At 70.3% G+C, this 14,486-nt stretch carries 10 protein-coding genes; 5 read left to right on the top strand and 5 right to left on the bottom strand.

What is annotated here, in order from left to right; translation table 11 throughout:
- Window positions 1-194: 194 nt before the first annotated feature.
- The 4 genes from PGN14_RS04835 to PGN14_RS04820 all read right to left on the bottom strand — a co-directional run bounded on the left by PGN14_RS04835 (window position 195) and on the right by PGN14_RS04820 (window position 7,727).
- Window positions 195-677, bottom strand: a complete 483-nt coding sequence (locus PGN14_RS04835) for an asparaginase domain-containing protein (RefSeq protein ID WP_335298296.1) — start codon at window positions 675-677, stop codon at window positions 195-197.
- Complete coding sequence (locus PGN14_RS04830) at window positions 674-2,713, bottom strand: M3 family metallopeptidase (protein WP_335298295.1); 2,040 nt, start codon at window positions 2,711-2,713, stop codon at window positions 674-676. Before PGN14_RS04830 ends, PGN14_RS04835 begins: the two co-directional genes overlap by 4 nt.
- A 178-nt stretch (window positions 2,714-2,891) precedes the next feature.
- The gene (locus PGN14_RS04825) at window positions 2,892-4,088 is read right to left on the bottom strand and encodes an alginate export family protein (RefSeq protein ID WP_335298294.1); all 1,197 of its coding nucleotides are present in this window, start codon (window positions 4,086-4,088) and stop codon (window positions 2,892-2,894) included.
- 234 nt (window positions 4,089-4,322) lie between these two features.
- The gene (locus PGN14_RS04820) at window positions 4,323-7,727 is read right to left on the bottom strand and encodes an amidohydrolase family protein (RefSeq protein ID WP_335298293.1); all 3,405 of its coding nucleotides are present in this window, start codon (window positions 7,725-7,727) and stop codon (window positions 4,323-4,325) included.
- 120 nt (window positions 7,728-7,847) lie between these two features.
- Here PGN14_RS04820 and PGN14_RS04815 point away from each other — a divergent pair, with 120 nt between their 5' ends.
- From PGN14_RS04815 to PGN14_RS04795, 5 genes are all read left to right on the top strand, one after another.
- Window positions 7,848-9,143 (top strand): Hsp70 family protein, encoded by a 1,296-nt coding sequence (locus tag PGN14_RS04815; RefSeq protein ID WP_335298292.1) that lies wholly within the window; start codon window positions 7,848-7,850, stop codon window positions 9,141-9,143.
- Window positions 9,144-9,180: 37 nt separating this feature from the next.
- Entirely contained in the window at window positions 9,181-10,098 is a 918-nt protein-coding gene (locus tag PGN14_RS04810) for an NAD(P)/FAD-dependent oxidoreductase (RefSeq protein WP_335298291.1), read from the top strand.
- On the top strand, window positions 10,095-10,256 hold the full coding sequence (locus tag PGN14_RS04805; RefSeq protein WP_335298290.1) for a DUF2256 domain-containing protein: 162 nt from the start codon (window positions 10,095-10,097) through the stop codon (window positions 10,254-10,256). The genes PGN14_RS04810 and PGN14_RS04805 overlap by 4 nt, the downstream gene beginning before the upstream one ends.
- A 305-nt stretch (window positions 10,257-10,561) precedes the next feature.
- Window positions 10,562-11,980, top strand: a complete 1,419-nt coding sequence (locus PGN14_RS04800) for an oligosaccharide flippase family protein (RefSeq protein WP_335298289.1) — start codon at window positions 10,562-10,564, stop codon at window positions 11,978-11,980.
- 133 nt (window positions 11,981-12,113) lie between these two features.
- Window positions 12,114-13,124 carry a polysaccharide pyruvyl transferase family protein gene (locus tag PGN14_RS04795; RefSeq protein ID WP_335298288.1) on the top strand — a complete coding sequence of 337 codons (1,011 nt, stop codon included), beginning with the start codon at window positions 12,114-12,116 and terminating at the stop codon, window positions 13,122-13,124.
- A gap of 6 nt (window positions 13,125-13,130) precedes the next feature.
- On the opposite strand, the gene PGN14_RS04790 is transcribed toward PGN14_RS04795, so the two are convergent.
- Window positions 13,131-14,381 (bottom strand): arsenic transporter, encoded by a 1,251-nt coding sequence (locus PGN14_RS04790; RefSeq protein ID WP_335298287.1) that lies wholly within the window; start codon window positions 14,379-14,381, stop codon window positions 13,131-13,133.
- Window positions 14,382-14,486 lie beyond the last annotated feature (105 nt).

Genomic DNA, 14,486 nt, shown 5'->3' with positions numbered 1-14,486 from the left:
CTCCCCAAACTACGTCACCCCGGACTTGTTCCGGGGTCCAGGGCGGCGCGCCCTAACCGCTGTGAGGCGCGAGAAACCCTGGATGCCGGGACGAGCCCGGCATGACGGTGAGGGTTTGGGTAGCGAAGCGCTCGCCACGACCGTCACCCCGGGCTTGACCCGGGGTCCCGCTTTGGCGCGACGGTGACGCGTCGTCATACCGCCACGAAGCTGTTGATCGAGCGGTCCTTGCGCACCTTCGCGCCGTCGAAGATCGTGCCGTTCATCGCGATCCACACCCCCGGCCCCGCCACCTGCACCGCGGCGAAGGCCATGCCCAGGTTGAACGTCGCGTCGCTCTCCGCGAAGCGCGCCGGGGCCAGCGCGCCGACCAGCACCACCGTCTTGCCCTCGCCAGCCGCCAGCGCATGCGCGGTATCGGTCATCGTATCGGTGCCATGGGTGATGATGACGCGCTCCTCCGGCGCGTCCCGCACCGCGGCCGCGATCGCGGCGCGGTTGTCGTCGGTCAGTTCCAGGCTGTCCTTGCGCATCAGCTCCTGCACGCGGAACGCCGGCGCGACGCGCGCGGTGCGCAGCAGCCGCTCCACCACGCTGTCGCCGATCTGATATTCGCTCAGCGCGTCGAAATAGAGCTTGTCGATCGTGCCGCCGGTGGTGAGGATCAGGATGCTCATTGCTCGGCGACGTCCAGCAGACCGTGCCGTGCGAGCATCGCGGTGGGATCGGCATCGCGCCCGCGGAACGCGCGGAAGCTGTCAGCCGCGGGCCGCGTCGCGCCCTTCGCCAGAACTTCCTCACGAAAGGCGGTGCCCGTCGCGCGATCGACCAGCCCCGCCTCGGCGAAGCGCAGGAAGCCGTCCGCGGCCAGCACCTCCGCCCACAGATAGCTGTAATAGCCGGACGCATAGCCGCCCGCGAAGATATGCGCGAAGCCGTGCGGGAAGCGGTGCCATTCGGGCGGGCGGATCACCGCCACCTCGTCGCGCACCGCGTCGATCACCTCCATCGGGTCGCTGCCCAGCGTGCCGAGATGGAGCAGCAGGTCGAACAACGCGAATTCCAGCTGGCGCACGATGAACATGCCCGACTGGAAGCGACGCGCGGCGACCATCTTCTCGAACAGCTCCGGCGGCAGCGGCGCGCCGGTGGCATGGTGGCCGGACATGCCGGTCAGCACGTCGCGGTCCCAGGCGAAATCCTCCATCAGCTGGCTGGGAAGTTCGACCGCGTCCCATTCGAACCCGCTGGTGCCCGCGATCGACGGGCGATCGACGCGCGTGAACAGATGGTGGAGGCAATGCCCCGTCTCGTGCAGCAGCGTGACGACATCGTTATGGCTCAGCAGCGACGGCGCGGCGTCGCTGACCGGCGCGAAATTGCACACCAGATAGGCGACCGGCACGCGCACCATATTGCCGTCGCGCAGCCGCGGGCGCGCCTGCGCCATCCACGCGCCGCCGCGCTTGCCCGGGCGGGCGTGGAGATCGAAGTACAGGCCGGAGAAGACCTCGCCGGCATCGTCCACCACGTCGAAATAGCGTGCGTCGGGATGGTAGAGCGGCACGTCGTCGCGCTCCACCAGCCTGATCCCGAACAGCCGCCCCAGCAGCGCCTGCCACCCGGCGGTGACGCGCGCGACCGGAAAGTATCCGCGCACCTCCTGCTCGTCGACCGCGTAGCGCGCCTGCCGCAGGCGGTTGGCGGCGAACCCCGCGTCCCATGGCTGGAAATCGTCGATCCCCAGCGTCTCCGCGGCGAAGGCGCGCAATTGCGCCAGGTCGCGCTCCGCCGCCGGACGCGCGCGCTTGCCGAGATCGCGCAGGAAGGCCAGCACCTCACCCGCATTGGGCGCCATCTTGGTTTCCAGCGACAGCGCGACCGGATCGGGAAAGCCCAGCAGCTTCGCCGCCTCGCGCCGCAGGTCGAGGATGCGCGCGATGCGCGGGCCGTTGTCATACTCGCCCGCGTTCGGCCCCTGATCCGACGCGCGCGTGCCATAGGCGCGATAGACGGCGGCGCGCAGGTCGCGATCCTCTGCGAAGGTCAGCACCGCATTGACGCTGGGCATCTGGAGCGTGACCAGCCAGCCGTCGCGCCCCTTGGCCTGCGCCGCGGCGGCGAACATCGCCTTGTCCGCGTCCGACAGGCCGGCGAGCCGCGCCTCGTCGGTGATATGCTCGCCCCAGGCGTCGGTCGCATCCAGCAGCGCGCTGCCGAAATCGGTCGAGAGCGTCGACAATTCGACCGAGATCGCGGCGAAGCGGTCGCGCTCCGCCTCCTCCAGCGCGACGCCGGCCAGCGTGAAGTCGCGGATCGCATGTTCCACCGCGACGCGATCCGCCTGCGGCAGATCGGCAAAGGCGGGCGAGGCCTGAAGCGCGGTCAGCACCTCGTACAAATCGCGATTCTGTGCCACCGCCATCGAATGCTGGACGAGTTTCTCCTGCCCCGCGGCGTGCGCGGCGCGCAGTTCCGGCGTGTCCGCCACGCCGCGCAGGTGCGACACCGCGGACCACAAGGCATCGATCGCCGCCTCGGCGCGCTCCAGCGGCAGCCATGCCTGATCGAACGTCGTCGGCCGGTCGCGGGTGACGGCGGCGACCGCGTCGGCATGGCGCGCGATCGCGGCGTCGAGCGCGGGGGCGATGGCGTCGGGGGTGAGCGCGGTGAAGTCCGGCAGCGCCAGCGGGTCGAGCAGGGTCGAGGTCATCGGGTCGTCCTATCGTGATCGCGACAGGATAGGAATGCGGGGCGATGGTGGAAAGACTTCCTCTAAGCCCCTCCCCTTCAGGGGAGGGGTTGGGGTGGGGTGAGCCTCGCAGAGACCATCGCCCTTGACTGCCCCACCCCCCACCCCTCCCCTGAAGGGAAGGGGCTTAAGATGAAGTCTAAAGCACCCAGTCCAGCTGCAACCACAGCTTCTGCGTATCCGCGCCGAACCCCTTCGCCTGATAATCGGCGTAGCGGATGGTGGCGAGCGTATGGCCCAGCTTGCCGGTCGCCAGCAGGTCGACCTCGTCGCCATAGCGGCGCACCGCGCGGTCGCTGTCGAAACGGTGATACACCGCCTGCACCGACACGCCGCTCCAGCGCCCGACCTGCTTCCAGCCCCAGCCGGTGCTGGCATACAGGTCGCGGATGCCGTCCGCAGGCGTGGTGGTGAACTTGTCGGCCCAGCCCTGGAACTTGAAGATCGCGGCGAGCGGGGTCTGGAAGCTGGTCAGCGCGCGGCCATCATCGGCGCCCAGCACCTCATAGCCCGCGCCGACCCGCGGCCCATTCAGGTCGAGCGCGACATCCGCCAGCCAATAGTCGGCGCTGTAGCGATTGGGGTTGCGCGCGTAATCGGACTGGCGCGCGTGGCTTGCCTGCCACGCCAGTTTCGCGCGGCCGATCGCGCGCGATCCCGCCAGCCGCGCGCCATAGGTCTGGCTCGACAGGCGGAAGCCCTGCAACGCCGCCTCGTCCAAGTCGAGCAGATAGGCGAACGCGGTCACGGTGCCGATCGGGGTGGCGACCCCCAGCCTCGCGAGGACGGTGTCGCCGTCGATCGAGCGCGGCCGCACCCCCGCGCCGTCGATCCCCCAGACCGTGCGCACGTTCCAGACATAGCTGACGTCGGCCTTGACCCCCTTCACCGGCTCCAGCTGCGCGCGCACGGCGTCGAAGGTCTGGCCGTTGTTGCGGATCGCGGCGGCGCCGACGAAGCGCTCGTCGTCCAGCATGATCCGCTGCCGCCCGGCGGTGATGGTGGCACCGGGCGCGCGATACTGGAGCTGCGCGCGATACAGTGCGACGCTCTGCGGATCGCCGATCAGCGGGCGGACCATCGCCGCCCCTTCGATCCCGTCGTAATAATCGCCGACGATCGCGAGATTGCCCTGTGCCTCCGCCAGCGCCGACCAGCGGCCCTGCGTCGCCTCCACCCCGGTGCGGACGCGCATGGTGACGGCGTCCGACTCCTGCGGCAGCCCGTCCTGCGCGACATGCTCCTCGCGCAGGCGGACCTCGGCGAGGGGTTTCAGCGTCTGTGCGGCGGCGGGGGTGGTGACGGCGAGGAGGAGGCAGGCGGTAGCGAGACGCATCGTTGCGATTCCGTAAGGGTTCGGACCTGCCATAGCGTATAAAGGGCGGTAGAACAGTAAACATGGGTCGAACGCGCCAGCCAAAAGCCCCTCCCCTTCAGGAGTGTCAGGTAAACGATGCGGGGCATCGTTTACCTGACACTGGGTTGGGGTGGGGCGGTCACGGGCGAAGGTCTCTGCGAGGCCCTCCCCACCCCTGCCCCTCCCCTGAAGGGGAGGGGTGAGGAAGGTGCGTCAGTCCCGCCCCCAGTCGCCATGTCCGTGCGTCGTCGTGACGCTCGCGCCGGCGCCGCGGCCGCCCGCCGCCCCTTCCCACCAATAGGGCTGCCGCCGCCAGTTCCCCGTCGCGACCTCGTTGAGCGTCGCGGCATCGTACAGCCGCCCGCCCAGCATCACGCGCGCCACCTTGTCGCTGTTGCGAATGTCCACCGTGGGATCGGCGTCGAGCACTACCAGATCGGCGAGCTTGCCGACCTCGATCGAGCCGATGTCGCGCGCGTAACCCAGCGCGGTCGCGGGGGCGATCGTCGCGGCGCGCAAGGCCTGCACCGGCGTGAACCCGCCGCGCACGAAGCTCCACATCTCCCAATGCGCGCCCAGTCCCGGCTGCTGCCCGTGCGCGCCGATCGACACCAGCACACCCTTGTCGGCCAGCTTCCTCGCCTCGCGCGCGGTGGCGCCGTCGACATAATCCTCCTCCGGCGCGATCTCGCGGCGCGCGTTCTGCGCGGCGAGCGCGGCGGGCGGTGCATGGCGGGTGAGCAGCGGGTGGCGCCACACGTCCATATGCGCGCGCCAATAGGGGTCGCCCGCGGGACCGCCATAGGCGACCACCAGCGTCGGCGTGTAGCGCACCGTCGTCTGCGCCCAGAGCTGGATCAGGTCGGCGTAGAAATGCTCCAGCGGGACATTGTGCTCGACGGTCGAGTTGCCGTCCTGCACCAGCGTCACGTCCTGCGTGAACAGCGACCCGCCCTCCGGCACCACCGTCATCCCCTCCGCCTGCGCCGCGGCGACCACCATCTGGCGCTGCTCGCGGCGCGGCTGGTTGTAGTTCTTGACGCTGTTGGCGCCCTGCGCCTTCAGCCGGCGGACGTCGGCCAGCGCGTCCTCATATCGGTCGATCTGCGCATAGACGTCGGGCGACTTCGCGCCATAGATCACCTCGCCGGTGGAGAAGGTGCGCGGCTGGAGGCGCAGCCCGGCGCGCTGCATCTCGGCGGCGGGGAAGATCTCCGCCGAGCGCGACGACGGATCGTGGACCGTCGTGGTGCCGAAGGCGAGATTGGCCATCGCGTTCCAGTTCTGCTGCGGCACCAGCCCGTCCTCGCCCTGCGGCCCGTGGGCATGGGCGTCGACCAGCCCTGGGATGATCGTCTTGCCCGCGGCATCGACCGTGATCGCGCCCGCCGGGATCGCGACCGAGGCACGCGGCCCGACCGCGACGATGCGGTCGCCGCGGATCAGGATCGTCGCATCGTCGATGATGCCGCCGTCGTCGCGGGACATCGTCACGACGCGCGCGCCGGTCAGCGCGACCGTCGCGGCCGGCTTCGCGGCCGGCACCTCCATCGACAGCGACAGGCCGGTGCGCGGGGTCGCGAAGGTCGGCGCCCACTCCCCCTTCGGCGCAGTGGCGAACAGCGCGGCGGTATCGGCGGAGTAGAGCGTCGGCCCCATGCTCCAGTGGACGCGGCGCCCGTCGTCGGACCAGTGGAGGAAGTCCGCCCCCTCCGCGCTGACGCGCGTCACCGGCAGCGCCCCGCCCTTCATATCGACCTCGACCGCCTGCCGCCCGGGCAGCAGCGGCATCACGAACGCCTCGTAATTCTGGCGGAAGGCGACATAATCGCCGCGCGGCGACAGCTGGTAATCGTTGACCAGTTCGCCGGTGGCATGGATGCGCTCGTCGCGGCCGTTCAGGTCGGTGCTGACCAGCCGGCGCTTGCCCTTGTCGCTGGTCAGCAGGAAGACCCGGTCGTTGCCGGCGCCGAACTGCGGCGCGGCGGCATCGCGCGCGATCCTGACCGGCGCGCCGCCCGATGCGGCGACGCGATACGCGCCCGTGCCGGGGTTGCCGCGCGCCGCGGTCAGCCCGCCGCCCTGTCCCTGCTCGAACACGATCGTGGCGCCATCGGGGGAGAAGCGCGGGCGGCTGTAATGGCCCGCCACCGTCGTCACGGTACGCGGCGTGCCGCCGGCCGCGGCGACGGTCTTCACCTGTCCCAGACCGGCGTCGGTCCAACCGACGAAGACGATCTGCCGCCCGTCGCGCGACCAGCTGGGGAACAGCTCCATCTCTTCGGTGCCGCCGCGCGTCAGCCGGCGCGCCGCGCCGCCCGCCATCGGCTTCACCCACAGATGCCCCAGCGTCTCGAACACCACCTGCCGTCCATCCGGCGAGACGCTGGCCCAGCGCGGCATCTTCGTGACGATGCGGTCGGGCGCGACCTCGACCGCCGGGTGGGTCGCGTTCGCCACGACGCGGGTATCGGCGACGCGGAACGGGATCACCGCCGCGCCGCTGCCGTCCGCACCGACGCGGCGCAGCTTCCCGCCGGCCCAGAAGACGATCGCGCGATCGTCCGGCGTCCACGCCATGTTCGGATAGACGCCGGTGACCGCCCATGTCTCCTGCACATCGCGGTCGAGCGCGTCATAGACGATCCGCTCGACGCCGGTGGCGAGATCCTTCACCCATAGTTTCGAGCGATTGTCCTCGCGCCGGACGAACGCGATCCGCTTGCCGTCGCGGCTGGGCGTCGGGCGCACCGACCCACCGACCCCGCTGACCGCGGTCTCCACCTCGCCGGTGTCGATGTCGTAGCGTTCGATATCGAACAGATCGGTGCGCGAGTTCTGCGCATATTCGAAGATCGGCCCGGGCGAGACGTTGCGGGTGTAATAGAGGCTCTTGCCGTCGGGCGCATAGACCGGCTCGCCCAGTTCTTTCTGCAACACCTCGCTGGCGCGCTTGACCAGTTGCACCCCGCTGCCGCCGGAGACGTGGTAGAGCCAGACCTCCCCGGTGCCGAGCGAGCGGCCGGTGGTGAAATGCTTCTTGGCGGCGATGAAGCGGCCGTCCGGGCTCCACGTCGGCTGGTTGAGCAGGCGGAAGTCCTCCTTCGTCACCTGCCTCTTGTCGCTGCCGTCGACGTTCATGATCCAGATGTTGTCGCCCCCGCCGCGATCGGAGGTGAAGGCGATGCGGCGCCCGTCGGGGGAGAAGCGCGGCTGATGCTCGAACGCGAGGCCCGACGCGATCCGCGTCGGCGTGCCGCCCGCGACCGGCATCGTATAGATGTCGCCCAGCAGGTCGAACGCGATCGTGCGGCCGTCCGGCGACACGTCGACGTTCATCCAGCTGCCTTCGTCGGTGTCGATCCGCACCTCCTTCAGCGACAGGCCGCGCGGTGCGTTGACGTCCCATTTCGCGGGCTTGTCGGGCGTGGCGGCCGGCGTCGCGGCTGCGGCCGGCGACGGGGCCGGTGTCGGCGCCGCGGGCGTCACCTCGTTCTCGGGCGCCTGCGTCTGTTCGACCGGGGTCGGCGCAGGCGGTGCCACCTGCCCGGAGGCGGCGGCGGCGACATGGGCGGCGAACAGGCACAGGCCGATCGCGGACGCGGTACGAAACATCATGGAATTGCTCCCCTTTTATGGGGGCGGATGTGTAGCCGGTTTGCGCCGCGCGTCCATCGTTGCGCGCATCGCCGCGGCGTGCGATAGGCGCCGCCCTTTCGCACCATCGGGAGCATCCGCGTGACCAAGGATCACGTTGCGCTCGGGCTCGACTTCGGCACCACCAACACCGTCGTCGCCGCGGCCGACGGCGCCGGCGGGTCGCACCTGATCGACTTCGCGGGCGAGGCCGCGACCGGCGCGGTGTTCCGCTCCGCGCTGTGCTTCTGGGAGGACGAGCGCGGGTGGAACGGCATCGCCAGCGAGGGCGGACCGTGGGCGATCGAGGAATATCTCCAGTCGCCGCTCGACAGCCGCTTCATCCAGTCGTTCAAGAGCGTCGCCGCCAGCCCGCTGTTCGAGCGCGCGCTGATCTTCAACAAGCCGTTCCGGTTCGAGGATATGGGCCGGCTGCTGCTTCAGAAACTGGTGGCGCATGCCGGCGGGCAGCTCGCCGATCGCCCGGCGCGCGTCGTCGTCGGGCGGCCGGTCGAATATGCCGGGGCGCGGGCGGACGCGGCGCTGGCGCGCAACCGCTACGACCTGATGCTCAAGGAGTTCGGGGCGGAGATACATTATGTCTATGAACCGCTCGGCGCGGCGCACAGCTATGCCACGCGGCTGACCGAGCCGGCGACGATCCTGGTCGCGGACTTCGGCGGCGGCACCACCGATTTCTCGATCGTGCGCGTGGCGGAGCCGGGCGCGGCGCGGCGATGCGTGCCGCTCGCCAGCGCGGGCGTGGGGATCGCGGGCGACCGCTTCGACCAGCGCATCGTGACGCAGCTGGTGCTGCCGCTGCTCGGCAAGGGCGGGCAATATCGCTCGATGGGCAAGCTGCTGGAGATTCCCGGCGGCTATTTCAGCGACGTGGCCGATTGGTCGCGCCTCGCGATGATGCGCAACCGGCGGACGCTGGAGGAGTTGCGCCGGCTTCAGCGCGACGCGCTCGACCCCGCCGCGCTCGGGCGAATGATCGCGCTGATCGAGAATGAGCAGGGCTTCCCGCTCTACGACGCGGTGGGCCGCGTGAAGCGCGCGCTGTCGGACGCGGAGGTCGCGCCGTTCCGCTTCGACGGCGGCGGCGTGACGATCGAGACGGAGGTGCGCCGCGACGCGTTCGAGGGGTGGATCGCGAACGACCTGCACCGGATCGAGGCGGCGATGGACGCCGCGCTGGCGAAGGCCGCTCTACCAGCCGCGGCGATCGACCGCGTGTTCCTGACCGGCGGGTCGTCGCTGATCCCCGCGATCCGCGCGATGTTCCGGCGCCTGTTCGGCGAGGCGCGGATCGCGACCGGGGGCGAGCTAACCTCGATCGCGCACGGCCTCGCGCTGATCGGGGCGGAGGACGACCTGACGCCCTGGACCGCCTGACGCGGAACCGCGCCGCGGCCGCGCCGTTGCCGCGCCGATGGCGAGCGAGGACGAAACGGACGTGCTGATCGTCGGCGGCGGCCCGGCGGGGCTGACCGCGGCGATCTATCTCGCACGCTTCCACCTGCGCGTGACGGTGGTCGATCGCGGCGGTGGGCGCGCGACGCTGATCCCGAAGACGCGCAACCATGCCGGCTTTCCCGAGGGCATCGCCGGCGCTGAGCTGGTGCGGCGGATGCGCGACCAGGCCGAACGCTATGGCGCGCGCACGATCGCTGCCGAGGTGACCGCGCTGGCGCGCGTCGCCGACCGGTTCATCGCCACCGCGGGCGCGCACGCCGTCACCGCGCGCGCGGTGCTGCTGGCGACGGGGGTCACCAACCATCGCCCGGCGATGGACGAGGCGATGCACGACGCGGCGCTGGCGCGCGGGCTGCTGCGCTATTGTCCGATCTGCGACGGCTATGAGGTGACCGACCGGCGCGTCGCGGTGATCGGCACCGGCGAGCGGGGGGTGCGGGAAGCGCTGTTCCTGCGCGGCTATACCGCCGACGTCACGCTGATCGCGCCCGAGCGCGGGCACGACCTGGACGATACGGCCCGCGCGACGCTGGCGGAGGCGGGCGTGACGCTCGCCGGCGAGCCGTGCGGTGCGATCGCGCTGGCGGACGCGGCGATCGTGATCGGCGGACGGCGCTTCGACACCGCCTATCCGGCGCTCGGGTCCGCGATCCATTCCGGGCTGGCGGCGATGCTGGGTGCCGCGACCAGCCCCGACGGCTGCATGATCGTCGACGCGCACCAGCGCACCGCCGTGCCCGGCCTGTATGCCGCGGGCGATGTCGTGCTCGGGCTGGACCAGATCAGCCATGCGATGGGCGAAGGCGGCGTGGCGGCGACGACGATCCGCAACGACCTTGCCGATCGCGCCCCGCTGCGACGCGCGACGCCATGACGCACCGCAAGCCGCACCTGCCGACGAAGACGTGCGTGGTGTGCCAGCGCCCGTTCGCATGGCGGAAGAAATGGGCGCGCGACTGGGAACAGGTGCGATATTGTTCCGATCGCTGTCGAAACGACGCCCCTCGCCGTCCCGTCGATCGCGAGCGCTAGACCAACGATTGCGCCCTTGCCTCTATATATCTGATAAAATGCGCATTTAACTTACAATCACAAGTTACCGCCACGACCTGACAAGCTGTCGCTCTACGTCGAGCCCCGTTTATTGGCGACATTGCGCCAAGTGTACGGTTTTGGCGGCGCGAGGCGAAGATTAGACTCGCCGCCATAGCTGAAATCCGCCAGACGCCATCAAGCGTGCCCCGCGATTCGGGCGCGCGAAAAGGCAGTACGATCAGTACTCGGGGGAACTGTTCTTGTCGGCCGACATCTCACCACCACCGGGTTCGGTGAACACCATGCCTGCGTCCGTCGTCATCGGGCTGTCCGGCCCCGGCGCCACACGCTCGGGGGCGGTTTGGTCGGCGCTCAACGGCGGGGCGACCGTCCTGATCCCGCTAGGCGTCTTCGTGCTCTTCGCGCGGATGATGAGTCCCAGCGAGATTTCGCCCATCATCATCGCGGTCGCCGCGCTGGAGGTGATCAAGGCGCTGGGACCGCAAGGCGTGTACGACGTCGTCATCCGGCATCCCGAAAGCGACCATGTGTATTATGAAAGCGCGGCGGCGGTGTTCGCGCTGTCGGGGATCGGACTGGCATCGGTCTTCGCGGTGCTGGTGGTGGCGTCGCCGCTGGTCATGCGCGCGGCGCCGCCGACGGTGTCGATCCTGCTCGGACTGAAGATCCTGCTCGACTATCTCGTCATGCAGCCGCAGGCGGTTCTGGCGCGTCGCATGGCGTTCAAGCGGCTTGGCGCACGTGGGCTGGCCGCGGGGCTGATCGCGGGCGCCGGCGGACTGGCGATCGCATTCGTCGCCACCCCGCCGCTGGGCCTCATCAGCTATTACGTCCTTCAGTCACTGACGGTCTATGTTATGACCGCCGCCGGCACCGGCGCTGCCGTCATGCCGCGCTGGCACCCGCATGCGATGCGCGAGATGGCCGTGGAAAGCGCCCGCGCGACGGGCGTGCGGCTCACCGCCGTCGGCTTCAACTATTTCGACCAGCTCCTGCTGGGCACGATGATCATGCCCTCGCAACTGGGGCTCTACAATCTCGGCAAGCGGATAGAGATGTTCGCGATCTCGCTGATGTCGTCGTTCGGCCAGATGTTGTTCCAGCCCATCTTCTCCACCGCCGACGCCGCCCATCGCACGCACCATATCGGGCGCGGCATCGCCGCGATCTCGCTGGTGTGCGGGGCGCCGCTGGTCGTGCTGGCGCTCCATGCGCACATTGCGGTGCCGTTCATCTTCGGATGGCATTGGGCCGCAGCCGCGCCCATCGTCGCGCTGCTCGGGCTCAGCGGGCTGGCGCGCGCCTTGGGAGGCGTGGCCGGCGCGCTGCTGACCGCGACCGGACGTAACGCGCTGCTGCTGCGGATCGGTTTCTGGGCCGCGGCGATCAGCGTCGTGGTGATCCTGGGGCTGGCCAAGTTCGGGGTGCTGGTCGTGGCCATCGGTGTCCTGGTGCGCAACATCGTCTTCGCGGGGGTGGAGTTCGTGGCCGCCGGCGATGCACGCGGGCATCTCGCGTCGCTCTTCCTGTGGAACTGCTTCATTCCGCTCGCCGCCGCCGGCGCGGCCTCCTATCTCGCCTCCACCGTGGCGGTGGCGGTGCTGGGCCTGTCCAGCGCGCTCGCCATCTTTGCGGTGCTGGCAGCCGCCGGGCTGGCCGGCGCCGCCGTGGCCGCCGCGCTGCTCTATCCGCGGATGTAGCCAAACCCTTGATGATCGTGCACCAGGCCGCTAGTCAGGCGGCGACGGTATCCCCCTATTCTGCCGCGCCTGTCATCATGCGTGATCGTCGTCGCTGCGCCGACACGTGTGGCGGTTCGACCGGACGAGTGCGATGAAACTACTGTATTTTCGGGGCACCCACCCCAATTTCGGCGACGACCTGAACGAGATCGTCTGGCCGCGGCTGGCGCCCGATCTGTTCGGCCATCCCGCGGAGGAAGCGGAGCACGGCTTCCTGGGGACGGGCACGCTGATCGGCCGCCCCTTCCCCGGCGTGCGCCGCATCCATGTGTTCAGCAGCGGCGTCGGCTACGACCGGATCGGTGAGCGTCAGCGCGACTATCGCTTCTGGTGCGTGCGCGGCCCGCTGAGCGCGCGCGCGCTGGGGCTGCCCGCCGACCGCGCGATCGTCGACGGCGGCATCATGACGCCCGAACTGCTGGGCATCGCGCGTGCGGCCACGCCATCGGCGAAGCCGATCGTGGTGCCGCATTGGGAATCGCTGCTGGTCGGCGGCTGGGCGGAGGCGTGCGAGATCGCCGGCCACACGTTGGTCGATCCGATGCAGGAACCCGCGACCGTCATCGCACAGATCGCCACCGCGCCGCTGGTCATCACCGAATCGCTCCACGGCGCGATCATGGCGGACGTGCTGCGCATCCCGTGGATCGCGATCGTCACCACCGCCAACCTGCCGCTGTTCAAGTGGTTCGACTGGACCGCATCGGTCCGCACCCCGCTGAACTTCGTCGCGATCCGCCCGCCCTCGCCCGATGCGCTGGCGCGGTTCGGGCGGCCGGGGATCGGCGCGCTGGCTCGCCCGGTGCCGATCGGCGAGGAGCAGGCGTTCGGCCATTTCGCGCGCTGGGGGATGGAGGATGCCGCACCGTCGCCCAGCCGCTTCACACCGGCGCGGATCGCGCGGGCGGTGGCGACGCGGCTGGCCGAGCGGATCGGCGGCGTGTCGCCCCGGCAGACTGCGGCCGCGCTCCGCTCGATCGCGGCGAACGTGACGCCGCAGCTGAGCCCGGCGGGCGCGGTGGAGGAACGCCGCACGATGCTGCTGGCGCGGCTCGACGAACTGCGCGCGGCGCGCGCCGAGGGGTCGCTCGACGCCGGGTGATTCGCCCTATCCGATCAGCAACCGTGCCCCCAGCGCCGCCGCCAGCGCGGGGATCATCGTCACCGCGCCCACCTTCAGGAAGCGCCAGAAGCCGACATCCTCGCCCTCGCGCCGGATCGCCTGCAGCCACAAGATCGTCGCCAGCGATCCGGTGATCGACAGATTGGGGCCGAGGTCGACCGCGATCAGCAGCGCGTCGATCACCAGCCGTGGCGGATGCGCCTGCGCCACGGCCTCGCTGGCGATCAGACCCGCGGGCAGGTTGTTGATGAGATTCGATCCCAGCGCCAGCGCGCCGCCCGCCACCGTCGCGGCGCGCGCCGGATCGGCCGACAGCGCGCGCAGCCAGGCGGCGATCGCGGCGATCACCCCGCTGCGGTCCAGCGCCTCGACCAGCACGAACAATCCCGCCACCAGCGGCAGCACGCTCCACGACACGTCGCGCGCGACGCCGATCGGGGAGGTGCGCGCCATCGCCGCGACGAACGCGGTGGTGGCGACCCCCGCGATGCACGTCGGCAGCCCCAGTTCGCGATCGAACGCCGACGCCGCGAGCAGCACCCCGGCGGTGGCGACGATCCCCGCCAGCGCGGCCTTGCCGCCGGCCGATAGCGCGGAACGCTCGACATCGCGCGCGCACGCCCCCGCGATCCGCGCGCGCTCGGCCCAGCGCAACGCGACGAACGTCACCACGATCGCGCCCAGCGAGGGCAATGCGAAGGACGCGAACCACTGCCCCAGCGGCGGCATCGTCCCGCCGTAAAGGACGAGGTTCGCCGGGTTGGAGATCGGCAGCACGAAGCTGGCGGCGTTGGCGATCAGCGCGCAGGCGAACAGCAGCGGCAGCGGATCGGCGCGTGCATGGCGCGCGGCGGCATAGACCGCGGGCGTCAGCACCACCGCGGTCGCATCGTTCGACAGGAAGGTGGTGGTGACGACCCCGGCAGCATAGACCAGAGCGAACAGCCGCGGCGTCGATCCGCGCGCATGGCGCACCGCGGTCGCCGCGACCCAGTCGAACAGGCCGTGGCGCCGCGCCGTCTCGCTCAGCAGCATCATCCCGATCAGGAAGAGATAGACGTCGCTCCCCTTCCCCACCGCCGCCCAGGCGGCGGACGGCGGCAGCAGCCCGGCGACCAGAAGCAGCATCGCGCCCAGCACCGCCCAGATCGCCTCCGGCCAGCGGAACGGCCGCACGATGACGCCCGCGGTGGAGAGCGCGCAAATGCCCCAGGTGGCGGTGGTGGAGAGGATCATGGACGCTCCATCGCGGGGATCGATCGCGGCGGCAACGTCGCTTTGTGGAAGAAGGTCCGTCGCGCGCCCTCTGTCACCCCGGACTTGATCGGTGCTTGTCGCATT

It is taken from the genome of Sphingomonas adhaesiva (assembly GCF_036946305.1).
GTDB classification, from domain to species: domain Bacteria; phylum Pseudomonadota; class Alphaproteobacteria; order Sphingomonadales; family Sphingomonadaceae; genus Sphingomonas; species Sphingomonas adhaesiva_B.
Note: the sequence above shows the minus strand (reverse complement) of the source record. Positions and strands in the feature narration are given on the sequence as shown.

Excerpts from the sequence above, each read along its gene's own strand:
- PGN14_RS04835 (WP_335298296.1), bottom strand. The coding sequence starts at position 677 with ATGAGCATCCTGATCCTCACCACCGGCGGCACGATCGACAAGCTCTAT.
- PGN14_RS04830 (WP_335298295.1), bottom strand. The coding sequence starts at position 2,713 with ATGACCTCGACCCTGCTCGACCCGCTGGCGCTGCCGGACTTCACCGCG.
- PGN14_RS04825 (WP_335298294.1), bottom strand. The coding sequence starts at position 4,088 with ATGCGTCTCGCTACCGCCTGCCTCCTCCTCGCCGTCACCACCCCCGCC.
- PGN14_RS04820 (WP_335298293.1), bottom strand. The coding sequence starts at position 7,727 with ATGATGTTTCGTACCGCGTCCGCGATCGGCCTGTGCCTGTTCGCCGCC.
- PGN14_RS04810 (WP_335298291.1), top strand. The coding sequence starts at position 9,181 with ATGGCGAGCGAGGACGAAACGGACGTGCTGATCGTCGGCGGCGGCCCG.
- PGN14_RS04805 (WP_335298290.1), top strand. The coding sequence starts at position 10,095 with ATGACGCACCGCAAGCCGCACCTGCCGACGAAGACGTGCGTGGTGTGC.
- PGN14_RS04800 (WP_335298289.1), top strand. The coding sequence starts at position 10,562 with ATGCCTGCGTCCGTCGTCATCGGGCTGTCCGGCCCCGGCGCCACACGC.
- PGN14_RS04795 (WP_335298288.1), top strand. The coding sequence starts at position 12,114 with ATGAAACTACTGTATTTTCGGGGCACCCACCCCAATTTCGGCGACGAC.
- PGN14_RS04790 (WP_335298287.1), bottom strand. The coding sequence starts at position 14,381 with ATGATCCTCTCCACCACCGCCACCTGGGGCATTTGCGCGCTCTCCACC.